General features: G+C 69.0%; 18 protein-coding genes. 11 read left to right on the top strand and 7 right to left on the bottom strand.

All coding sequences use genetic code 11. The annotated features are described in order from the left end of the window. Positions 1-57: 57 nt before the first annotated feature. Positions 58-1242, bottom strand: a complete 1185-nt coding sequence (locus J3R73_RS26525) for an acetate/propionate family kinase (protein ID WP_307434329.1) — start codon at positions 1240-1242, stop codon at positions 58-60. Between the two features lie 454 nt (positions 1243-1696). Between J3R73_RS26525 and J3R73_RS26520 the strand changes: the two genes are divergently transcribed. Genes J3R73_RS26520 through J3R73_RS26470 form a run of 11 tightly spaced genes read left to right on the top strand, consistent with a single transcriptional unit; the run spans position 1697 to position 14075 of the window. Further along, positions 1697-3649, top strand: a complete 1953-nt coding sequence (locus J3R73_RS26520) for a methyl-accepting chemotaxis protein (protein ID WP_307434328.1) — start codon at positions 1697-1699, stop codon at positions 3647-3649. Next, a complete protein-coding gene (locus J3R73_RS26515) occupies positions 3642-5171 on the top strand; it encodes a chemotaxis protein CheW (protein WP_307434321.1) in 1530 nt (509 codons plus the stop codon). Before J3R73_RS26520 ends, J3R73_RS26515 begins: the two co-directional genes overlap by 8 nt. Next, the gene (gene cheB, locus J3R73_RS26510) at positions 5168-6265 is read left to right on the top strand and encodes a chemotaxis-specific protein-glutamate methyltransferase CheB (RefSeq protein ID WP_307434318.1); all 1098 of its coding nucleotides are present in this window, start codon (positions 5168-5170) and stop codon (positions 6263-6265) included. Before J3R73_RS26515 ends, cheB begins: the two co-directional genes overlap by 4 nt. A gap of 9 nt (positions 6266-6274) precedes the next feature. After that, the gene (locus J3R73_RS26505) at positions 6275-6913 is read left to right on the top strand and encodes a HEAT repeat domain-containing protein (RefSeq protein WP_307434316.1); all 639 of its coding nucleotides are present in this window, start codon (positions 6275-6277) and stop codon (positions 6911-6913) included. After that, complete coding sequence (locus J3R73_RS26500; protein ID WP_307434313.1) at positions 6910-7767, top strand: CheR family methyltransferase; 858 nt, start codon at positions 6910-6912, stop codon at positions 7765-7767. The genes J3R73_RS26505 and J3R73_RS26500 overlap by 4 nt, the downstream gene beginning before the upstream one ends. Then, complete coding sequence (locus J3R73_RS26495) at positions 7764-8153, top strand: response regulator (protein ID WP_307434311.1); 390 nt, start codon at positions 7764-7766, stop codon at positions 8151-8153. The genes J3R73_RS26500 and J3R73_RS26495 overlap by 4 nt, the downstream gene beginning before the upstream one ends. Beyond that, entirely contained in the window at positions 8150-10324 is a 2175-nt protein-coding gene (locus tag J3R73_RS26490) for a chemotaxis protein CheA (RefSeq protein ID WP_307434308.1), read from the top strand. The genes J3R73_RS26495 and J3R73_RS26490 overlap by 4 nt, the downstream gene beginning before the upstream one ends. Next, positions 10321-10566, top strand: a complete 246-nt coding sequence (locus J3R73_RS26485; RefSeq protein ID WP_307434305.1) for a hypothetical protein — start codon at positions 10321-10323, stop codon at positions 10564-10566. Before J3R73_RS26490 ends, J3R73_RS26485 begins: the two co-directional genes overlap by 4 nt. A gap of 44 nt (positions 10567-10610) precedes the next feature. Further along, complete coding sequence (locus J3R73_RS26480) at positions 10611-11048, top strand: response regulator transcription factor (protein ID WP_307434301.1); 438 nt, start codon at positions 10611-10613, stop codon at positions 11046-11048. Continuing rightward, positions 11045-11707, top strand: coding sequence for a chemotaxis protein CheX (locus tag J3R73_RS26475; protein ID WP_307434298.1), 663 nt, complete (start codon positions 11045-11047; stop codon positions 11705-11707). Before J3R73_RS26480 ends, J3R73_RS26475 begins: the two co-directional genes overlap by 4 nt. Then, complete coding sequence (locus J3R73_RS26470; protein ID WP_307434295.1) at positions 11694-14075, top strand: PAS domain-containing hybrid sensor histidine kinase/response regulator; 2382 nt, start codon at positions 11694-11696, stop codon at positions 14073-14075. Before J3R73_RS26475 ends, J3R73_RS26470 begins: the two co-directional genes overlap by 14 nt. Positions 14076-14141: 66 nt before the next feature. Here J3R73_RS26470 and J3R73_RS26465 read toward each other — a convergent pair whose 3' ends face one another. The 6 genes from J3R73_RS26465 to J3R73_RS26440 form a co-directional block, all read right to left on the bottom strand. Then, positions 14142-15245 carry an ABC transporter ATP-binding protein gene (locus J3R73_RS26465; protein ID WP_307434291.1) on the bottom strand — a complete coding sequence of 368 codons (1104 nt, stop codon included), beginning with the start codon at positions 15243-15245 and terminating at the stop codon, positions 14142-14144. Between the two features lie 147 nt (positions 15246-15392). Next, positions 15393-16232 carry a carbohydrate ABC transporter permease gene (locus J3R73_RS26460; protein ID WP_307434289.1) on the bottom strand — a complete coding sequence of 280 codons (840 nt, stop codon included), beginning with the start codon at positions 16230-16232 and terminating at the stop codon, positions 15393-15395. Continuing rightward, positions 16232-17167 carry a carbohydrate ABC transporter permease gene (locus J3R73_RS26455; protein WP_307434287.1) on the bottom strand — a complete coding sequence of 312 codons (936 nt, stop codon included), beginning with the start codon at positions 17165-17167 and terminating at the stop codon, positions 16232-16234. The genes J3R73_RS26460 and J3R73_RS26455 overlap by 1 nt, the downstream gene beginning before the upstream one ends. A 245-nt stretch (positions 17168-17412) precedes the next feature. Then, positions 17413-19074, bottom strand: coding sequence for an extracellular solute-binding protein (locus tag J3R73_RS26450; protein WP_307434285.1), 1662 nt, complete (start codon positions 19072-19074; stop codon positions 17413-17415). A 321-nt stretch (positions 19075-19395) separates the two neighbouring features. Then, positions 19396-20436 (bottom strand): NAD(P)-dependent oxidoreductase, encoded by a 1041-nt coding sequence (locus tag J3R73_RS26445; RefSeq protein ID WP_307434283.1) that lies wholly within the window; start codon positions 20434-20436, stop codon positions 19396-19398. Between the two features lie 4 nt (positions 20437-20440). After that, positions 20441-21229: an HpcH/HpaI aldolase family protein gene (locus tag J3R73_RS26440; RefSeq protein ID WP_307434281.1), complete on the bottom strand. Its 789-nt coding sequence runs from the start codon at positions 21227-21229 to the stop codon at positions 20441-20443. Between the last annotated feature and the right edge of the window lie 32 nt (positions 21230-21261).

Here is a 21261-nt window from a genome sequence, read left to right as displayed (position 1 = left end):
GGTGGTTCCTGCGCGAGGAAGGGGCTGTCCCCGCGGCAGGCATCCTTCCCGTCTCGCTTACCGCCCGAGGAGGACGTCGCGGGTGTGGCCGGCGATCACCGCCTCCTCGTCGGTCGGGATGATCAGCACCCGCACCGCGCTGTCCGCGGCGCCGATGTCGGGCGCCGCGGCGGCATTGGCGGCGGCGTCGATGGCGACGCCGAGCCAGCCCAGCCTTTCGCCGACGCGGGCGCGTATCTCGGCGGCGTGCTCGCCGATGCCGCCGGTGAAGACGAGGCATTCGAGGCCGCCGAGGGTGTTGGCCATCGCCGCCGTGTGCCGGGCGATGCTGAAGCAGAAGAGGTCGACCGCCTCGGCCGCTTCGGGGGCGTCGGATTTCAGCAGCGCCTGCATGTCGCCGCTCAGGCCGGAGACGCCGAGAAGGCCGGATTCCTTGTAGAGCAGGTGCTCGAGCGCCGCCACCGAGAGACCCTGCGCCTGCTGCAGATAGAGGAGGACGCCCGGATCGATGGCGCCGCAGCGTGTCGCCATCACCAGCCCGTCCAGGGCGGAGAAGCCCATGGTGGTGTCGGCGCTCCGGCCATGGCGCATGGCGCACAGGCTCGCGCCGCTGCCCAGATGCGCCACCACGGTGCGCCTGTCCGCCAGCGAAGGCGACAGGCCGGCGAGACGGCGCGCGACATATTCATAGGACAGGCCGTGGAAGCCGAAGCGGCGCAGGCCCTGCACCTCGTAGCGGCGCGGCAAGGCGAGCCGGCTGACCGGCGGCGCGAGATCGTGGTGGAAGGCGGTATCGAAGCAGGCGACCTGGGGCAGCTGCGGCCGCATCGCCCGCAGCGCCCGGATCGGCGCGAGGCTTCCCGGCTGGTGCAGCGGGGCGAGCGGCGTCAGCGCCTCCAGCGCCGCGAAGAGGGCATCGTCGATGCGGGCGGGCTCGACGTGGAGGCCGCCGCCATGCACGACCCGGTGGCCGACCCCCGCAAGGGCGCCGGCGCCGATATGTTCCTCGCTCCACGCCAGGAGATCGCTCACCAGCCCGTGGCCGTCCGGCTCGCCGGACGCCGCGTGGCGGTCCGCCAGCATGCCGCCGTCGGGGGCATGCGCCACCAGGCGCCGGGCCCCGTCGCGTTCCTCGGCCTTCCCCCTGGCGAGGAGGCCGGGCTCGTCGGCGCCCGACATCGCGAACAGCGCGAATTTCAGGCTGGAGGAGCCGGCATTGATCGCGAGGACGGCATCGGTCATGTCATGCTCCTGTCTGTGTTGGGCCCGTCAGGACGGGATGCTCGGCGACGGCGATCTGCCGATGGAAGATCATCGGTCGCACGCCAGTACCGGTCCATCGAGGCGAGGTGTCCGGCGTTCGCCGTGCCGCTTCTGCATCGTTTCTGCCTCGGAAGCTACCGTCGGCATCCAGGAACGTTCTGCAGTGGTTGATACGACGGCTAACTATGCGCCGCGCCTTCCGGATTATGCCCCGCCGCGACTGCCCCGACAACCGACCGTGCCGTGAATTGTTCGGGACGGGAGAATGAGCCGTCGACGGGTCTGCGAGCCTGGACGGCCGCCGTCGCGGGCGGATGGCCAGATTCGGGAGGATTGCGCGTTTGGGCCATGGCCGTAGCAGCCCCGACAGGGTAGAACTGACCTGTCGTTCCGTCAGGGACGTTCTCTGACCTTCGTGGATACCGGGCTTCCCATGACGCTGATCAAGACATCGAGGATCGGTCCTGCCGCCGGCCGGCACGATATGCCTGCCGGCCGCCGCAATGTCCGCAAGCCGCAGGGCGCCGCCGTCGCGGGCAATGCGAAGATATCCGAACGCCTCGCCGCCGCCACCCAGGAACTCGCCAGCGGGCTGTCCGAGGCGTCGGCTGCGGCCGAGGAGCTGTTCAGCTCGATCGCGCAGATCGCCGCTGGCGCGGCGGAGGCCTCCGCCGCCTCCCAGCAGCAGCTTTCGTCGCTCAAGGCGGTGACCGGCCATTTCACGGCCGCCAAATCGCAGGCCCAGTCCTTCCGCAGCCTCACCACCTCGCTCGAGCGGACGCTGATCGAGACCTCGGCGCAGACCATGACCTCGGTCCGCGCCATCGAGCGCAACGCGGAGCGCCAGATCGCCTCGGTCGAGGTGATCGCCGAGCTGGAGCGCCGCACCCAGGACGTGCGCGACGTCACCCAGATCGTCGGACGCATCTCCGACCAGACCAACCTGCTGGCGCTGAACGCGGCGATCGAGGCCGCGCGGGCCGGCGATCACGGCCGCGGCTTTGCCGTCGTGGCCGACGAGGTGCGGGCGCTGGCCGAAACGTCGGAGAAGGGGGCGACGGAGGTCCAGGCGCTGGCCGACGCCATCCAGTCGGAGGTGCGGTCGGTTGCCGAGGCGGTGAAGGCGGCCGCGGAAGCGGCGAAGGCCGAAGCCAGGACCGGCCGCATCGTCGGCGAGACGCTGGAGGCGATCGGCAGGGAGATGATCCAGCTGTCGGAAGGCAGCGAGACGACGCTGCTCGCCGCGCTCGAGGCGGAACGGGGAGTGGAAGAGGCGCGGCGAGGCGCCGAACAGGTGGCGAGCGCGGCCGAGGAACAGTCGGCGGCTGCGGGCGAGGCGCAGACGGCCACCGGGCAGCAGGTGCAGTCGGTCGAGCAGGGCAAGGTCGCCGCCGAGGCCCTCTCCGCCCTGGCGGAGGTCCTTCGCGACCGGGCGGACGACAGCCAGGCCGAGCAGATCGCCGCCATGGCCGAGGAATTGTCGGCCGCCATCCAGGAATTGAGCGGCACGGCGAGCCAGATTTCGACCGCGGTCGATCAGATCAGCCGGGGCGCGCAGCAGCAGGCCGCGGCGACGCACCAGACCTCGTCCGCGCTCGTCCAGATCGAGAACGGCGCCAAGGTCGCCCTGGCCAATGCCGGCCGCGCCGATGAGAGGGCGACGGCGATCGTGCTTTCCCTTTCGGATTGCCGTTCGTCCGTGCAGCGGCTGATCGAGGCGGTGCTTTCGATCACAAGCGCCACCCAGGACAATCTGGCGAGGATCCGGCGCATCGAGACAACCGGCCGCAGGATCGAGAAGAACATCGATGCGATCGCCCTGCTCGGCGTGCAGACGACCATGCTCGCCGTCAGCGGTTCGGTGGAGGCCGCGCGGTCGGGTCAGGCCGGCCGCGGCTTCGCGCTGGTCTCCAACGACATCCGCGCGCTTGCCAGGGAGGCCTCGGAGAGCATCGACCGCGTCAAGGACACCGTCCGCGGCATCCTCGACCAGATCAATTCGTTGCGCCGCGAACTGGAACAGGTCGTCGCCGCCTCGGAGGGCGAGCTCCAGAACAATCGCGCCACCGTCGTCGCCCTCGAAAAGGTCGACCGCGAGGTCGCCGCCCTGAGGGAGGCCAACCGCGCCATCCTGGAGGGCGGCGCGACCATCCGCGAGGTCGTCGAGGAGGCGGCTGCCGGTGCGCGCCAGATCGCGGCGGCGGCGGAGGAGGCCGGGTCGTCGGCACGCCAGGCCGCCGCGGCGACGGCGCAGCAGGCACAGGGCGCGGAGGATCTCGCCGCGGCGATCGAGGACATCGCCGCCCTGGCCGATGCGCTCAGGGGAGAGGGCGCGGCACAAGCGGGCCCCGACGAGCCGGGGCCGGCGGTGGCGGACAATGGCTGAGCCGGCGGCACTCGCCGAGGGTGAGGGGGAACCCCGGCGCTTCCTGACGTTCCGGAGCGAGCGCCGGCTCTATGCGCTGCCGGCCGAGGACGTGCTGGAAGTGATGCAGACGCCGGATGTCGCCCGCGTCCCCCGCGCACCCCCGTTCCTGCTCGGCATCGCTAATCTGCGCGGCATGGCGACCCCGCTGGCGAGCCTGAGCGGGCTGCTCGGCCGCCAGGTGCCGCCGCCCGCCTCTTCGTCGCGCGCGATCGTGCTGAACATCGGGCAACGGGTGGCGATCGTCGTCGACGGCCTGAGCGCGCTCGTCAGCATCGAACCGGACCAGCTCGAGAGCGCCGGCGCCGCGTGGGCGGGCGAGCGCGGCGAGGCCGTGAGCGGGGCCTTCCGCTGGAGCGGTCACGCCGATATCGTCAGGATCCTCGACATACGGGCATTGCTGGCCGCCGCTTTCGTGCGGCGGGCGGCCGCCGAGCGCCCGCGCGGCCGGCTTCATGCCGAACTCCCGGCCGCCCTCGCACCCGATGCCCCGTCCTGGACGCGCTATGTCGTCTTCGAGACGGGCGGGCAGGAATATGCGCTCGACGTCGCCGCCGTCCGCGAGATCGTTCCGGCGCCGGAAGTCCTGGCGGCCATGCCGGAGAGCGAGGACGTCGTCATGGGGCTGACGGCCTATCGGGGCGGTATCCTGCCCCTGCTGTCCATGGCGGGGCTGCTGGGATTTCGATCCGCGGCGCGGCCGGACGCCGGTTCCCGCATCCTGGTCGTCGGCATCAGGGGCACGCTGGCCGGCCTGGCGGTGGACAAAGCGCGCGCGATCCTCGACGCCGATCCGACTCTCGTCGAGCCGCTTCCCGCCATGCTCGCGGCGCGCTCGGGAGGCGAAACGCGCATCAAGGCGGTGTATCGGGACGAGGCCGGCACCAGGCTGGTGTCGATCGTCGCGGTCGACACGCTTTTCCGGGAGGACATCATGCAGCGTCTGTCCGCGCCGGGGCGCCCGGCGGCGCAGGGGGAGACCGGCGGCAGCGAGGCCTCGCCGGGGCAGAGCACGATTCTGGTGTTCCGGCTCGGGGACGAGGAATACGGCCTGCCCATCTCGTGCATCGAGGAAGTGGCGCCGGTTCCGACCCGGATCTCGCGGCTGCCGCGGGCGCCCGACTTCCTGGATGGGGTGACGAGCCATCGCGGCGAAGTGCTCCCCGTGATCGATCAGCGCCGGCGGTTCGACATGCCGGCCGGCGCATCGCTGCCGTCGCGCCGTCTCGTCGTCCTGCGCAGCGGCGGCCATCGCGCCGGCCTGATCGTGGACGGCGTGTCCGAAGTGCTCCGCACCAGCGAGGGGGCGATCCAGCCGCCCCCCGAGCTGACGGGCGAAGCGACGCGCTATGTCGAGGGCGTCGTCGATACGGGTGAACGGGGCCGTCTCGTGCTGCTGCTCAATCCGGCTGAATTGCTGAGCGTGAGCGAACGCAGCGAGCTCGACTCCTTCACCACCTCCCATCCCGCGCCGTTGCCTTGATTAAGGTCCTGGTCGTCGACGATTCCGCGCTGGTGCGCAAATTGCTCGGGCAGGCCTTCGCCGGCGAAGGGGATTTCGAGGTTGCCTTCGCCCGCGACGGCGTCGCGGCGCTCGCCGAACTCGCCCGCTTCAACCCCGACGTGGTCACGCTCGACGTCAACATGCCGCTCATGGACGGCCTGGCCTGCCTCGACCGCATCATGATCGAGCGTCCATGCCCGGTGGTCATGGTCTCTTCCGCGACGGGAGAGGGCGCCGAGGCGACGCTGGAAGCCTTGCGGCTCGGCGCCGTCGATTTCGTGGCCAAGCCGGACGGCGCGATGTCCCTGCAGATCGAGGCGTGGATCCCCACGCTCCTGCGGACGGTGAGGACCGCAGCGGGCGCCAAGCCCCGCCTCAGCCGGCGGCTGCGGGAGCGGGTGCGCCATCGCATGCGCGGGTCCGCTCCGGCGGGCCTCGCCCCGCCGGCGGCGCCCAGGCTCGCTGCCGAGGCCGCTCCGATCGAGGGGCTGGCTCATGGCCTGGTCCTGGTGGGGGCGTCGACCGGCGGCCCTCCCGCGCTGGAGACGCTGCTCCGGGCCCTGCCTTCCAGCTTTCCCTGGCCGATCCTCGTGGCGCAGCATATGCCGGTGGCCTTCACCGGCCCCTTCGCCAAGCGCCTCGACGGGCTGTGCGCCTTGTCCGTCGCCGAAGTGGGAGCGCCCGTGCGGTTGCGGCCCGGCGCCGTCCATATCGGCCGGGGCAATGCGGACCTCGTGGTGACGCGCCGGTCCGGCGAGCTCTTCGCGATGGCGGCGCCGGCCCAGCCCGGCTATCCCTGGCATCCGAGCGTCGATCGCCTCGTGCGCAGCGCTATGGAGCAGGCGCCGGCCTCCCGCCTGGTCGGCCTGCTCCTGACCGGCATGGGCACGGATGGCGCCGACGCGATGGCCGCGATGCGGCATGCCGGCGGACGGACGATCGCCGAAGCGGAGGAGACGGCGGTGGTCTGGGGCATGCCGGGGAGCCTGGCCCGCCTCGGCGGGGCAGACCGTATCCTGCCTTTGCCGCGGATCGCCGATTGCCTTATAAGATGGACGGCGAAGATGGATTGACGACCACGGATGCCGCTCGTTCGAAAACATGCGCCGGTCCGGACGGACGCCGAGGCCGGGGACCGTTCGCCGGTCCCGCACGCCGGCGCTGCGGACCTGCGCGTCCGACTCGTCGAAGGCACCCCCGAGGAGCGCTATGCGGCGGCGCGCCTGCTGGCGGCGATGCCCGAAGGCGCCGACATCCTCGGCCAGGCGCTGGCGCTGGAACCCGATGCGCGGGTGCGGGAGGCGATCTTCGCAGGTCTGGCACGCTCGAGCGATGCAGGGGCGGTGGACGTGCTGCTGCGCCAGCTGCATTCGGACGACGCCGGCCTGCGCGGCGGGGCGCTCGATGCCCTCCGCGCGATGCCGGGACGTTTGAGGCCTTATCTCGAGGCCCTCCTCTCCGATGGCGATTCCGACGTCAGGCTCCTCGCCTGCGATCTCCTGCGCGAGCAGCCGGACGACGTGGCGGCGGCCCTGCTGCCGCCGCTCCTCGATGCCGAGACCCATGCCAATGTCTGCGCGGCGGCGGTGGACGTCCTCGCCGAGGTCGGCGATGCCCGGTCCCTTCCCGCGCTGCAGCGCTGCGCGGCACGCTTTCCCCGCGAGGCCTTTCTCCAATTTGCCATCCGTGTGGCCGTCGGACGGATCGGCGGCCCGCCTTGAGCGACGAGGCGCGGGCGCAGGTCGTCACCGAGGAGGAGTTTGGTCGCCTGTCGGATTTCCTCTACCGCCGTACCGGGCTGGTCTTCGGGGCGGCCAAGCATTATTTCGTCGCGCGCAGGCTCGCCGAGAGGATGGCCGCGACGCGAACCGGAACGTTTGCCGGCTATTATGCGTTGCTGCGCCGCAATGCGGACGACGAAATCGAGCATCTGATCAACGCCTTCACCATCAACGAGACCTATTTCTATCGCGAGGATCATCAGCTTCGCTGCCTGACCGGAGACCTCCTGGCGGAGCGTGTCGCCGGCCGCCCGGCGGGCGGCGGCATCAGGATCTGGTCGGTGCCGTGCGCCACCGGGGAGGAGCCCTATTCGCTGGCGATGTGGCTGCTGGAGAACTGGCCGCCCGTCGATCGCTACGAAGTCGAGATCGTCGGCTCCGATATCGACACCGCAGCGCTCGACGCCGCCGAACAGGGCTATTTCGGCAAGCGCGCCCTCATGCGGCTTTCGGACGGGCTGGTGGAGAAATATTTCGTCGACAGGGGGAACGACAGCTGGCGCATCAGGGAGGAATTGCGCGAATCCGTGCATTTTTCGCGGGTGAACCTGATGGACGCGGGCGAAACCGCGGCGCAAGGTCGGTTCGACGTGATCTTCTGCCGGAACGTGCTGATCTACTTCGACGACATGTCGCGGCGCTTGGCGGCGGAAAATCTCTACGAATGCCTTTTGCCGGGCGGTTTCATTTGTCTGGGGCATGCGGAATCCATGAGTCGCATATCGCCGCTTTTCGAGGTCTGCCGCTATGCGGACGCCATCGTCTATCGACGCCCATGGGAGGACCGGCGATGACCCCGGACGGCAAGGCGCGCATCCTCGTCGTCGACGACGCCAGCCTGGTCCGCCTCTATTATCGCGACATCCTGGAGAAGGCTGGCTTTGCGGTCGACGAGGCGCTCAACGGCATCGAGGCCCTGGAGAGGCTTCTCCTCGATCCCGCCGATCTCGTCATCGTCGACGTCAACATGCCGCGGATGGACGGGCTGAGCTTCCTGCGCGCTTTGCGCGAGCGGGACCTGCCCCTCGCCTCCACGCCCGCCTTGGTGACGAGCACGGAAGCGGCGCCGCAGGACGCGGCGGCGGCCAGCGCCGCCGGGGCCAATTTCTACCTGGTCAAGCCCGTCACTCCCGAGGTCCTGGCGCGCCATGCGGCCCTGCTCTGCGGTGTGGCGACGTGAACGAGTTCATCGAGCAATTCCTGATCGAGAGCCGGGAACTGGTCGAGCAGGCGACCAACGATCTCCTGTCCCTGGAGGCCGATCCGCAGGACAGGGCTTCGGTCGACCGGCTCTTTCGCGCCCTCCACACGCTCAAGGGCGCCGCCGGTATCGTCGATTTCGACGCGATGGCGGCGTTGATGCATGCCACGGAGGACGCGCTCTCCGAGGCGCGCTCGGGGCGCCGCGCCATCAGCCCGGCGCTTGTGACGCAGGGCCTCGCCAGTCTCGATCAGGTCAGCACCTGGCTGGACACCATGCAGGCCACCGGCGTTGTTCCCGCCGATGCCGGCAGGGCGGCCGAGGCGGTGGCGGCGTCTTTCGAGCCCGCGCCGGCCTCGGCGGCCGAGGACGCTTCCGAAGGCTGGGCGAGCGCGCTGCGCAGGCGCCACGGCGCGCAGGCCGGGACGGCGCGCGTGGCGATCCGCTACAGGCCCGCATCCGACTGCTTCTTCCACGGCGAGGATCCGCTCGAGCTTTTTTCGGCCTGCCCCGGCCTCCTCGCCGTCGATCTCGTGCCGCTCGGCACCGTGCCGGCGGCGGACGCGCTCAATCCCTATGACTGCCTGTTCGGCGTCCTCGCTTTGTCGGGCGCACCGCTCGCGGAGGTCGAGGCATGGCTGGCGCCTCTGGGTCCCCGGGCCGAGGCGGTGCCGCTCGCCGGGGAGGCTCCGGACCTGCCGGCGGAAGCCCGCGACATGATCGAGGCGCAGATCCGGCTTCTCGGGGAGGCGGGTGCGCGGCCTTCGCCGGGGCGGGCGGCCTCGGCGGCGCGGTCGGCGGCCAATATCCTGCGCTCGCTCGGCCGGGCGGCGGACGGGGAAGCCGTCGATCGCGTCCTGGCGGATACGGGTGAGCTCGCCCTGCCGGCGGCGCTCGCCGCAGCCCTCCGGCGTCTCCTCGGCACGGACGGGCCGGGCGCGCCGGCAGCGGACGGCCCCGGGCCGGACCCCGCCGCGGCGGCACCGGGCGCCGTCCGCGTGGAGTTCGACCGCATCGAAGCCCTGATCAAGCTCGCCTCGCAGCTGACCGTGGTGAAGAATGCGCTCGGGCACTCCACGGAACGGGCGGCCGAGACGACGATGAGCGACCTGCTCCCGCGCCTCAAGGAGCAGCATGCCGCGCTCGACCGCCTCGTCAGGGAATTGCAGCGCGCCGTGCTGGACATCAGGGTCTTCCCCTTCCGGCATGTCTTCCAGCGCTTTCCCCGCCTGGTGCGGGAGATGGCGACCAGCGTCGGCAAATCGGCGCGCCTCGTCGTCGCGGGCGAGACGACGGAAGCGGACAGGGCCATCGTCGAGGGCCTGTTCGAGCCGCTCCTGCACGTGCTGCGCAACGCGGTGGACCATGGCGTCGAGACCGCGGTCATCCGTGCCGCCGCGGGCAAGCCGCCGACGGCGCTCATCCATCTGCGCGCCATGCGGAGCACCGACCGCATCCTCGTCGAGGTGGAGGACGACGGCAGCGGCATCGACGTCGAAAGGGTGCGGCGGGCCGCGGTCGAACGCGGCATCGTCGACGGACGATCTGCCGAAGGCATGGCGCGGGAAGCCCTGGTCGATCTCATTTTTGCGCCGGGCTTTTCCACCGCGCCGCGGGCGACGGCGCTGTCCGGGCGCGGCGTCGGCATGGATGTGGTCCGTGCGGCCGTGGAGCGCATGAACGGGCGCGTCGGGGTGGAGAGCGCGGACGGGAAGGGAACGCTCATCCGCTTCGACCTTCCCTTCACGGTGATGCTGATGCGGGTCATCACCGTGGAAGCGGGCGGGCAGGCCTTCGGCATTCCGGTCGAGGCGGTGGTCGAGACCGTCAGCATGCCGCGCTCCCGCATTTCCGCCATCGGCCGGGCGCGGGCCTTCGTTCACCGCGACCGGACCATCCCGCTCGTGTGGATGAGCGAGATGCTGGGAGAGCGGGCGGCGGCCCGGGAGGAGGGCGAGGCCCGCATCGTGATCCTCTCCGCCGGCGGCGAGTCGGGCGGGCTCGAAGTCGACCGGTTCGGAACGAAGATGGACGTCATGCTCAACCCTCTCGAAGGCGTGCTGGCCGGGGCGCCGGGCATTTCCGGCACCACGCTCTTGGGCGATGGACGCGTCCTCATCGTGCTCGACCCTCTGGAGCTGATCCGATGAGCGTGCGCCTGCGCGACGAGGGGACCGTCGAGCTCGCCGGCCGCTGCCCCGCCGACGACGCCGAGCCGCTGCTGCGCCTCCTGCTGTCGGAGCCCGGCGCGCAGGTCGACTGGCGGACATGCGACCATCTCCACATGGCGCTCGTGCAGCTTCTCTTCATCTTCCGCCCCCCGCTCGTCGGGCCGCCGCGCGGCGATTTCCTGCGCCGCCATGTCGATCCCCTGCTGCGGCGCGCCTCCTGACAAATGCAAATGCGGCCTTTCGCCCATGGTGCGAAAATGCGAGAATGGCCGGAAATCCGAACGATCCGAGAGAGACTGAATGCAGGTGTGCGAAGTCTATGGTCCGTAAAGTCCTTATCGTCGACGACAGCAAGCTCGCGCGCATGGCGATCGTCAAGGTCCTCGGCAGCCTGTATCCGGAGTGGACCAGGCTGGAGGCGGCCGAAGCCGAAGCCGCCCTCGAAATCGCCGGGCAGACGGCCATCGACATCACGCTCCTCGATTTCAACATGCCCGGTCGCGACGGCCTCAGCCTCGCTTCCGATCTGTTGAAACTGTATCCGGGCATGCCGGTCGCCGTGATCTCGGCCAATCACCAGGACGAGGTCGTGCGCCGCGCTGGGTCGATCGGCGCTGCCTTCCTCTCCAAGCCGCTGACCGAAAAGGCCTTGGCCGCGTTCCTGGCCGAGGCGGTGCAACAGCTGGGCAGGGATGCGCGGTGAGCCTCCCCGACATCCAGATCCTGAGCGAGCTCGAACTCGATGCCTTCACCGAACTGGTGAACATCGGCGTGAGCAAGTCGGCGAACAGCCTGCGCGAAATGATCGGCGAGCAGGTGCTGCTGTCGGTGCCCCGTCTCAGCCTGGTGAGTCGGGGACGGGCGATCGAGATGCTCGGCGAGACCGAGGCGAGCAATCTGGTCGCGGTCCATCAGGTCTTCGAAGGCGACATCACCGGCCGGGTCATCCTGATCTTTCCCGAGACCAAGAGCCTGGAACTCGTCAGGGCGGTCGCGGGCGGCGACCTGCCTCTCGAGGACATCATCGAGCTCGAGCACGAGGCTTTGGCGGAAACCGGCAACATCATCCTCAATGGCTGCCTTTCCACCATGGCCAACCTGCTGCAGCGCAGCCTGAGGATGTCGCTGCCGGAGATCCTCAGGGGCAAGGGTCCCGAATTCTTCTCGATGGATCCGCCGCCGGATGCCGGTGACGTCGTGATGTTCCTCTTCATCAATTTTGCCGTCAGGCAGCGCGACATCCGCGGCTATATCGTCATGCTGATGGATCTGCCTTCGCTGGCGGCGTTGAAGGGATTGCTCGCCGAATTCATCGAACGGACGACAGGCGTGAAGGCGACGGCTCCCGATGAAACAGCCTGAAAGCGGCGGGCTGGGCGAGATCCTCGACGCGCTCGACACCGGCCTGATCATCCTGGATCGCGACAAGAAAGTCGTCGGCTGGAACGGCTGGGTGGTCTCCGCCACGCGGGTTTCCGCCGAGGAGGCGGCCGGCCGGACGCTGGAGGAGATCTTCCCCCCCGAGCCGCTGCGCCGGCTGCTCGCCGCGGTCGACAATGCCCTGCATGCGGGGACGTCGAGCCTCCTCACCCATTCGCTCAATCCGGACCTCCTGCCCCTGCATACGCGGGCGGGCCGCTCCCTGATCCATGATGTTTCCGTGCGCCCGCTCGGGCCGAGGAGCGAGGCGCGCTGCCTCATCCAGATCGTGGACGTGACGCTTGCCGCGGAGCGCGAGCGCCTCCTCCGCGCCCGGCAGAATGCCCGCTATGCCGCCGTGGTCGACAATGCTCCCGATGCCATCGTCACGCTGAGCGCCGAGGGCATCGTCGAATTCGCCAATGCCGCTGTGCATCGCGAACTCGGCTATCCCCTGCAGGATCTCGTCGGCCTGCCGCTGCGTGGGATCTTCGCCGACGCCTCCGAATGGGATCGGATCTGGCCGCGGCTGGCGGCGGGCGAGGCGCTGCCGGCGCCGGTGAGCCTGGCCGTCATCCGGAGGGACGGCTCGACCAGCCATGTCGAATTGTCCGCGTCGCGCTGGACCAGCGAGATGCGGGTCTATGTCACGGCGATCCTGCGCGACGTCACCGACCGGCATGCGGCCGAAGCCAAGCTCCGGCACCTCAACGAGACGCTCGAGGAGCGGGTGGTCAACGCCATCGCCGAGCGCAATCTCCTGGCCGATATCGTCGAGACGACGGATGCGTTCATCCAGGTCGTCGACCTCTCCTATCGCATCCTCGCCGTCAACAAAGCGAGCGCGGACGAATTCGAACGGATTTTCGGCGTCAGGCCGGAGGTGGGCGACGACGTGCTCGACCTCCTCGCCGCCCAGCCTGAGCAGCGCGACAGGCTGGAGGCGCTGTGGCGCCGGGCTCTGGCCGGCGAGAACTTCACGGTCGTGCAGGAGCTCGGGGATCCCGCGCGGGACCGGCGCCATTACGAGATGAAGTTCAGCTCGCTGCGCGGGAGCGACGACCGCCTCGTCGCCGCCTTCCAGTTCGTCTACGACGTTTCCGAGCGTCTGGAGCATCAGGCCCAGCTCGCCCGGACCGAGGAGGCCCTGCGCCACGCCCAGAAGATGGAGGCGATCGGCCAGCTCACCGGCGGCATCGCCCACGACTTCAACAATCTCCTCATGGGCATCAGCGGCTCGATCGAACTGCTCAGGCGCCGCATCGCCGCCGGCAAATATGACGAGACGCAGCGTTTCATGGATGCCGCGGTGGCCTCGGCCAACCGTGCGGCGGCGCTGACCCATCGCCTGCTCGCCTTCGCCCGGCGCCAGCCGCTCGATACCCGCAGCGTGGATGTCAACCATCTCGTCCGCGACATGGAGGACCTGCTGCGGCGCTCCCTCAACGAGCAGATCGAATTGCGGATTTCGCTCGCGCCGGATCTCTGGGCCACGCTGACCGACGCCAACCAGCTCGAGAACGCGCTGCTCAACCTCGCGATCAACGCGCGGGACGCCATGCCCGACGGAGGCCTCCTCAGCATCAGCACGCGCAACGAGGAGCTGGACCGTCCGGTCCGGCATGGGTCGGAGGAGATCGAGGCGGGGTCCTACACCGTCATCCGTGTCGCGGATACCGGCGTCGGCATGCCGCCCGAGGTGGTGTCGAAGGTGTTCGAGCCTTTCTTCACGACGAAGCCGATCGGGCAGGGGACGGGCCTCGGCCTTTCCATGATCTACGGCTTCGTCAAGCAGTCCCGCGGGCATGTGCGCATCGAGAGTGCGCCGGGCGAGGGGACCGCCGTCGTCATCTATCTGCCGCGGTCCGACGAGGAGCCGCTCGCCGGCCGCGAGGCCGCCGTGGAACGGCCTTCCGTCGCCTCCGGCGAGGTCGTGCTGCTGGTCGAGGACGACCCGTCCGTCCGCCTGCTGATCGGGGAGGTGCTGAGCGAGCTCGGCTATGCCTGTGTGGAAGCGACCGACGGCCAGGCCGCCGAGCCGATCCTGCGTTCCAATATCGAGATCGACCTGATGATCACCGATATCGGGTTGCCCGGCATGAACGGCCATCAGCTCGCGGATATCGCCCGGCGTTACCGGCCGCAGCTGAAGATCCTGTTCGTCACCGGCTATGCCGAGCACGCGACCGGCAACACCGGATTCCTCAGGCCGGGCATGGAACTGGCGACCAAGCCCTTCATCCTCGATTCACTGGCGCTCAAGATCCGCGAGATGCTGGCCGCTCCCGCGCGGCGCACGGATACGGTGTGATCGCAGGAGGACGCCGGACCGAAGCGGGGCCGGCGACGCGGACGGGCAACGCCGAGCCCGGCGGTTTCACAACGCCTTTTCCGTGCCGGCGTCGAAGAGCGAAATCCGGCCGAGGTCGATGTCGAGGGCGATCCGCTCGCCGGCCCGGCTGACGTCGTGGGCGCGCAATTCGGCGAGGACCGGCACGCCGGCGAGCCGGAAGGTGGCGAAGCTGCGCGAGCCCGTCGGCTGCAGCAGCTCGATCTCGGCGTCGATGCGCGCAATGCCCGGCGCCGGCGCTTCGCCGGCGGCACGGCTCACATGTTCCGGCCGGATGCCGAGCAGCAGCGGCGTCGCGTCGGCGATGCCGGCGGGAACCCGTCCGGGCGGCAGCGGCAGGCGTGCCGGGGCGCCCTCCCGGAAGGCGACGGCGTCGCCGGCCTCCCCGCGCGCCAGCACGCCCGGCACGAAGCCCATCTGGGGCGAGCCGAGGAAGCCGGCGACGAAGCGCGAGGCCGGCCGCTCGAACAGCGCCAGCGGCGCGCCGGACTGCTCGATGACGCCGTCGCGCATCAGCACGATGCGGTCGGCCAGCGTCATCGCCTCGATCTGGTCGTGGGTGACGTAGATCATCGTGGTGCCGATCTCCTGGTGGAGCCGCTTGATCTCGCCGCGCATCTCGTCGCGCAATTGCGCGTCGAGGTTGGACAGGGGCTCGTCGAACAGGAAGATCTGCGGGTTGCGCACGATGGCGCGCCCGATGGCGACGCGCTGGCGCTGGCCGCCGGAGAGCTGGCGCGGATAGCGGCCGAGCAAAGCGGTGATGCCGAGCATCGCCGCCGCGCGGCCGACCCGCTCCTCGATCTCGGGCTTCGGCATCTTGCGCGCCCGCAGCCCGAAGCCGATATTCTGCGCCACCAGCATATGCGGGTAGAGCGCATAGTCCTGGAACACCATGGCGACGTCGCGGTCGCGCGGGCGCATGTCGTTGACGACCCGTCCGCCGATGGCGATCTCGCCCTCGGTGATGTCCTCGAGCCCGGCGATGGTGCGCAGCAGCGTCGACTTCCCGCAGCCTGACGGGCCGACGAGCACGGTGAACTCGCCGTCGGCAATGGCGAGGTCGATGCCGCGCACGGCATGATAGCTGCCGTAGCGCTTGTGCAGGGCGCTGATCCTGACCTCAGCCATGAGTCTCCTCGCGGGATATCGTTCCAAATGATCGGGTGGTCGCGTTGGCCCTCACCCCTGCCCTCTCCCCGCTGGCGGGGAGAGGGCAGGGGTGAGGGGCGCCGCCGCCGCATCATGTATTGCGGGCGATTCCAAATTTGCCATTCCTCACCCCCTGACGGCGCCGAGCGTCAGCCCACGCACGAGGTGGCGCTGCGCCAGCACGCCGAGAAGGATCGAGGGCACGAGCGAGACGATGGCGAGGGCGCTCGCCTCGCCATATTGGGCGCCCTGGAATCCGAGAAAGGCGCGGAACACCGTCGGCAGCGTGAAGGCGGTCCGGCTGGTGAGGATCAGCGCGAAGAAGAATTCGGTCCAGCAGGCGATGAAGGCGAAGACGGCCGCCGCCACGATGCCCGGCGCGGCGAGCGGCACGGCGACGCGCCAGAAGGCCTGCCAGCGGGTGCAGCCGTCGACCAGCGCCGCATCCTCCATCGAGCGCGGCAGCCCGCGGAAATAGGCGAACATCATCCACACCGTCACCGGCAGGGTGAACACGGTATAGGCGATGATCATGCCGAGATGGGTGTCGTGCAGGCCGATGCCGCGATAGATCAGGAAGATCGGCAGCACCACCGCGATCGGCGGCAGGAAGCGCTGCGACAGCACCCAGAAGGACAGATGCTTGCCGCCGGTGCCGAAACGGGCGAGGCTGTAGGCCATCATCGTGCCGAACAGCGCCGACAATACCGTCGCTGCCAGCGAGATGACGAGGCTGTTGATCAGTCCCTGCAGGCCGCGATAGGCGAACAGCGCCGCCGTGTAGTGCACGATCGTCGGCTCGGACGGGAACCACACCGGTGGCACGGCGAGATAGTCGTCGCTCGGCTTGATCGAGGTGATGAACATCCAGTAGAGCGGGATGAGCACGAAGAGCAGGAACAGGCCGAGGAAGACGAGCCGTCCGGCCGAGCCCCGGCGCCGCCAATGGGGTGTCGCGTTCGCCATCACGCCGGCTCCGTGTTGAGGAGGCGCCTGACCAGCAGGCTGACCACCGCCGCGGTGAAGATCAGGAAGATCCAGCTTCCCGCCGTCGCCTGCGAGAGGTGGAACTGCGTGAAGCCGACGGTGTAGAGATAGAAGGACGAGGTGTAGGTCTTCGTGCCCGGCCCGCCGGCCGTCATGATGAAGATGGTGTCGAACAGCTTGATCGCGTCGAGCAGGCGGAAGGTGATCGCCAAAAGGATCATCGGGCCGAGCTGCGGCAGCGTGATGGCGCGGAAGGCGAGCCAGCTGTCGACGCCGTCGAGCTCGGCCGCCTCGTAGAGATTGGGCGGGATCGAGGTCAGTCCGGCGAGCAGGATGACGAACATGAACGGCGTCCACTGCCAGACGTCGGCCAGGATCAGCGAGATGTAGAGCCAGGGCGTCTGCGTCAGCCAGCTGATCGTCACGTCGTGGCCGACGATCTTGCCGAGGACATAGTCCATCGGCCCGAAGGGGCGCTGCAGCAGGAGGGCCCAGGCCTGTCCGACGATGACCGGGCTGATGAACAGCGGCACGATCAGGATCGACATCACCAGGCCGCGCCCCGGGAAGGTGCGCACCATGGCGAGCGCCAAGGCGAGGCCGAGGCCGAACTCGATGGCGACATTGGCGGCCGAGAGCAGCACGGTGAGCACCAGCGACCAGCGCGCCACCGGATCGAACACCACCATCGAGAAGTTCTTCAGGCCGACGAAGGCGTGGCCGGGAATCTGGAAGTCGTAATTGACGAACGACACCCACACCGAGAACAGCAGGGGATAGACCGACAGCGCCAGGATGAGCAGGACGGCGGGCGCGACGAGCAGCCATTTGAAGTGGCGCTCGCTCCAGTCTGACAGGCGCGCGAGGGCACCGGCCGGGCGGGGCGGGGACAAGGTGCCGGTGTGTGGGGCCATCGGAGGGTCTCGCTTGGAATATAGACGACGATGCAGTCGGTCGTGCTGCCCTCATCCTGCCCTTCTCCCCATAGGTGGGGAGAAGGAACGGCCGGCGTCGCGTCTTGAAGACGCCGCCGCTAGATGAAGACGTTGCAGGCCTGTCGCGACACGGAAGTCCCCTCTCCCCGCATGCGGGGAGAGGATAGAGGTGAGGGACTGCGTTATCTCAGGCGGGAAGATCGCACGTCTTCCCGCGGTTCCCCTCAGTCCATCTTCACGGCCATGCCCATCGTCTCGATCGTGTGATCGGCCGAGGAGCCGGGCAGCTTGCTGTATTCGGCGAAGGCCGCCTTCTGGCTGTCGACGCCGAGCCGCTCCGTCGTCTGGTCCCATTCGGCGGCGGCGGTCTGGAGCGCCTCCTTCGGGTCGGTGCCGGCCCAGACCGAAGAGCACATGCGGTCGAGCGACAGGGCGTAGTCCTGCCAGCCGGGCATGATCATGTCGAGCAGGCCGACATTGGCCGAGTTGTTGAGGTTGATGAGATAGTCCTTCGCGTCCGGCCACAGCGAACGATAGAGATCCGACTTGAAATGCGACAGCCGGTAGGGGTCGCGCAGCGAATAGGGCAGCATGGTGCGCGCCAGCGACACCGGCGGCGACGTCGCCCACTGCATGAACAGATAGGCGGCCTCGGCATTGGCGGAATCGGCCGCCAGCGCCTTGTTGTAGCCGGTGGCATGCTCGGGATGGCCGCCCGGCATGACCGCATAGCCGACCTTGCCGGCGACCGAGGATTGCGGGATGAAGTTGATCGCCTTGGCGCTCTGGGAATAGTTCGCGGCCATGCGCCCGGTCGGCGGCCAGGAATAGATCATCGCCACCTTGCCCTGCAGGAAGGCGGCCCATAGCGACACCGCGTCGAGTTCGTTGTTGCCGGGGATCGAGGCCTTGTTGGCGGCGAGCATGTTCTCCAGCGTCTTGATGCCCTGGGGCGAGGCGAGCTGCGCCTTCATGTCGGCATCGAACAGCACGCCCTTGTTGGCGCGGAACTGCTGCATGAAATCATACTGGTTGCCGGGGCTGCCGGCCTTGCGGAAATGGCCGGCGCCGTAGACGTTGGGCGCGAGCTGGTCCGAGATGAACTGGGCGACCTCGGCATAGTCCTCCCATGTCTTCGGCACCTCCAGCGGCTTGTTGAACTTCTTGGCGTAGGCATCCTTGAGCTTGGGATCGGCGAAGATGTCCTTGCGATAATAGAGGGCGAGCATGTCGCCGTCGTCGAAGAAGCCCCAGATCTTGCCCTTATAGGTCGGCAGGGCCTTGTAGAGGGGGTGATAGTCCTCGAAATCGGCCTTGTTCATGTATTTGGCGATGTAGTCGTCCAGCGGCGCGATCACGCCGCCATCGGCGAGGGACGGGGTCCAGGCCGGCTCGATGTCGAGGATGTCATAGGCGCCGGAGGCGGCGATGTGCTCGGCGACCGGCTTGGAATACTGGTCCGGATGGGACAGCTCGACCACGTTGGACTTGATGCCGGTGAGCTGCTCCCAGACGGGGCCGGAGAAATTGCGCTGGTCGAGCGCCTGCAGGCCGGCCTCGAAGGTCATGCTCAGGCTGACGCCCGAATATTGCTTGGCGGCGGCGACCGCCCGGAAGGCCGAGCCGTCGGCCGGCCCCTCGGTCGAAGCCTTGAGGGCCGCGGCCTGCGCCTTGCCGAGCGGCGTCGAGGCGTCGGCGAGGTCGAGGGCGGCGGCCGCGACGGCCTCGCTCGTCCAGGCCGGCAGCGCCAGCCCGGCGAGCGGCAGCATGCCCATCATCTGGCCGAGCCGGGTGATGAAGGTCCGCCGCGTCGGGCGGCCGGACAGCCACGCATCGACCTCCTCGGCAAGACCGGCTTCGAAGTCACGCCTTTCACGCTCGTTCATGTTGTTCCTCCCTGTGGTCTCGTCCCGAGGGCGCTTCGGTCGAGGCCTTCTTCTGCTGGGGCGCCCGGGATTATTTACGGGGGCTTTCGCGCAACCGACCATGTCGGTCGAGCAGCCCCTCATCCTGCCCTTCTCCCCGCATGCGGGGAGAAGGGATGGCCGGCGTCGCGTTCCCGAAAAGCAGGCTGCGGGACGTGAATGTTGCCGGCCTGTCGCGACGCTGATGTCCCCCTCGCCCCGCTTGCGGGGAGAGGATAGAGGTGAGGGGCGGCGCTCCCTCCCACGATAATGCGATGGCGGGGCGCAGCCGGCCCCTACCCCTCACCGGCTGGCGAACGCCGCCAGCTTCCGCTGCCAGGCCGGCGTCTCCAGCACGGTGCGGTTGACGACGGCGCGCGGCGTCCGGCCGTGCTGGACCTCGATCACGGCCGCGATGTCGGCCTTTCCGTTGCCGGCAAAGCATTGGTCGGTCCAGCACAGCGCGTGGGGCGAGAGGATGACGTTGTCGAGCTTGAGGATCGGATCGTCCGGCTCGGGCGGCTCCTGTTCGAGCACGTCGAGCCCGGCGCCCGCGATGCGTCCCGCCTGCAGTGCCGCCGTCAGCGCCTTCTGGTCGACGATCGGTCCGCGCGCCGTGTTGATCAGGTAGGCGGTCGGCTTCATCAGAGCGAGGCGCTCGGCATTGACGAGGTGGTGCGTCTGCGGCGTCAGCGGACAGCTGACCGACACGATGTCGGCACGCCGGAAGACGTCTTCCAGCCCGACCAGCTCGATGCCGAGCTCGGCGGCGACCGCCTTGTCGGCGAAGGGATCATGCGCGATGAACTTCATGTCGAAGGGCTGCAGCAGCCGGAACAGTTCCGCGCCGATATTGCCGATGCCGAGGGAACCGATCGTGCGCCCGACGAGGCCGACGCCCATATGGTCGGAGCGCCGGGCAAAGCCCGCCGCGGCCTCGCGCGTCAGCCGGTCCTTGATCGTCAGCTTGCCGGTCAGGGCCAGCATGAGGGTGACGATCGACACCGCCACCGGCCGGCGCACGCCGTCGGGCGTGATGACGAGGGCGATGCCGGCCTGCGTGCAGGCCTCGACATCCACGGTGTCGTAGCCGACGCCGAAGCGGGCGATCACCGCGAGGCGGCCGCTCTTCGGCACGCTCCCGGCGTCGAAGCGGTGGGCGAGCAGGATCAGGGCGTCGAAATCCTCGAGCTGGTCGGCCCGCAGCGGATTGGCCGGTTCCAGGAAGACGGCCTCCACCCCGGGGGCCTGCCGCAACGGATCGAGGTCGAAGTCCGGATAGGTCGGCGAGCCGTCCGCTTTCCTGAAATCCCCGGAGATGGCGACACGAAAAGGCTGGGCCATGGCGTCAGATCCTCTGGTTCCCGGTGCCCTGGCGCAGGCGCGACACCGCCTCCGCAAGGGCGTTGTGCAGCACCCAGACATCGCCCGCATAGCAGATGAAGTCGAAGCCCTCGCCATAGAGCGCGATGCCCGCCTCGACCGTCGGCACCAGGCGGCCGAGCGCCTTGCCGTTGCGCTTGGCGGCGGCGATCGTCTTGTCGACCGCGGCCTTGAACGCCGCATTCTCGAACTGGCCTGGAATGCCGAGCGAAACCGAGAGGTCGAAATGGCCGATCCACAGGCAGTCGACGCCGTCGACGGCGGCGATCTCGTCGACATTCTCGACCCCTTCCGCCGTCTCGATCAGGCAGAAGAAGGTCGAGCGGGCATTGGCGGCGCTGAACTTGTCGGCGACGGTGCCGGGCCGGTACCGGTCATGCGCGATCTGGAGCGCGACGCCGCGGCCGCCCTCGGGGTGGTATTTCATCGCCTGCACGATGTCGCGCGCCTCCTGCGCCGTGCCCACCATCGGCGGCATGATGCCCTCCGCGCCCATGTCCATGGCGCGGGCGATATGGTGGTAGGCCTTGGACGGCGTGCGCACCAGCGTCGGCAGGTCGGCGGCCTCGAAATAGCGCAGCACGCTCTTGACCGTCTCGAAATGGAAGCCCGAATGCTCCATGTCGAGGAAGGCGAAGTCGCATCCCGCCGATTTCAGGATGTGGCCGATGCCGGGCGTCGCGAATTCGAGGATGAAATGCCCGAATTTCGGCGCTCGCGTCTGCGCCATGGCCTTGAGACCGTGCTCCGTCATTCCCGTTTCCTTCCCGTCCTCCGCCCGCTTCT

The sequence above is a fragment of the Labrys monachus genome (assembly GCF_030814655.1).
GTDB lineage: Bacteria > Pseudomonadota > Alphaproteobacteria > Rhizobiales > Labraceae > Labrys > Labrys monacha.
This window is presented reverse-complemented; position numbering and strand designations above follow the sequence as displayed.

Excerpts from the sequence above, each read along its gene's own strand:
- J3R73_RS26525 (WP_307434329.1), bottom strand. The coding sequence starts at position 1,242 with ATGACCGATGCCGTCCTCGCGATCAATGCCGGCTCCTCCAGCCTGAAA.
- J3R73_RS26520 (WP_307434328.1), top strand. The coding sequence starts at position 1,697 with ATGACGCTGATCAAGACATCGAGGATCGGTCCTGCCGCCGGCCGGCAC.
- J3R73_RS26515 (WP_307434321.1), top strand. The coding sequence starts at position 3,642 with ATGGCTGAGCCGGCGGCACTCGCCGAGGGTGAGGGGGAACCCCGGCGC.
- J3R73_RS26505 (WP_307434316.1), top strand. The coding sequence starts at position 6,275 with ATGCCGCTCGTTCGAAAACATGCGCCGGTCCGGACGGACGCCGAGGCC.
- J3R73_RS26495 (WP_307434311.1), top strand. The coding sequence starts at position 7,764 with ATGACCCCGGACGGCAAGGCGCGCATCCTCGTCGTCGACGACGCCAGC.
- J3R73_RS26485 (WP_307434305.1), top strand. The coding sequence starts at position 10,321 with ATGAGCGTGCGCCTGCGCGACGAGGGGACCGTCGAGCTCGCCGGCCGC.
- J3R73_RS26480 (WP_307434301.1), top strand. The coding sequence starts at position 10,611 with ATGGCCGGAAATCCGAACGATCCGAGAGAGACTGAATGCAGGTGTGCG.
- J3R73_RS26470 (WP_307434295.1), top strand. The coding sequence starts at position 11,694 with ATGAAACAGCCTGAAAGCGGCGGGCTGGGCGAGATCCTCGACGCGCTC.
- J3R73_RS26465 (WP_307434291.1), bottom strand. The coding sequence starts at position 15,245 with ATGGCTGAGGTCAGGATCAGCGCCCTGCACAAGCGCTACGGCAGCTAT.
- J3R73_RS26460 (WP_307434289.1), bottom strand. The coding sequence starts at position 16,232 with ATGGCGAACGCGACACCCCATTGGCGGCGCCGGGGCTCGGCCGGACGG.
- J3R73_RS26455 (WP_307434287.1), bottom strand. The coding sequence starts at position 17,167 with ATGGCCCCACACACCGGCACCTTGTCCCCGCCCCGCCCGGCCGGTGCC.
- J3R73_RS26450 (WP_307434285.1), bottom strand. The coding sequence starts at position 19,074 with ATGAACGAGCGTGAAAGGCGTGACTTCGAAGCCGGTCTTGCCGAGGAG.
- J3R73_RS26445 (WP_307434283.1), bottom strand. The coding sequence starts at position 20,436 with ATGGCCCAGCCTTTTCGTGTCGCCATCTCCGGGGATTTCAGGAAAGCG.
- J3R73_RS26440 (WP_307434281.1), bottom strand. The coding sequence starts at position 21,229 with ATGACGGAGCACGGTCTCAAGGCCATGGCGCAGACGCGAGCGCCGAAA.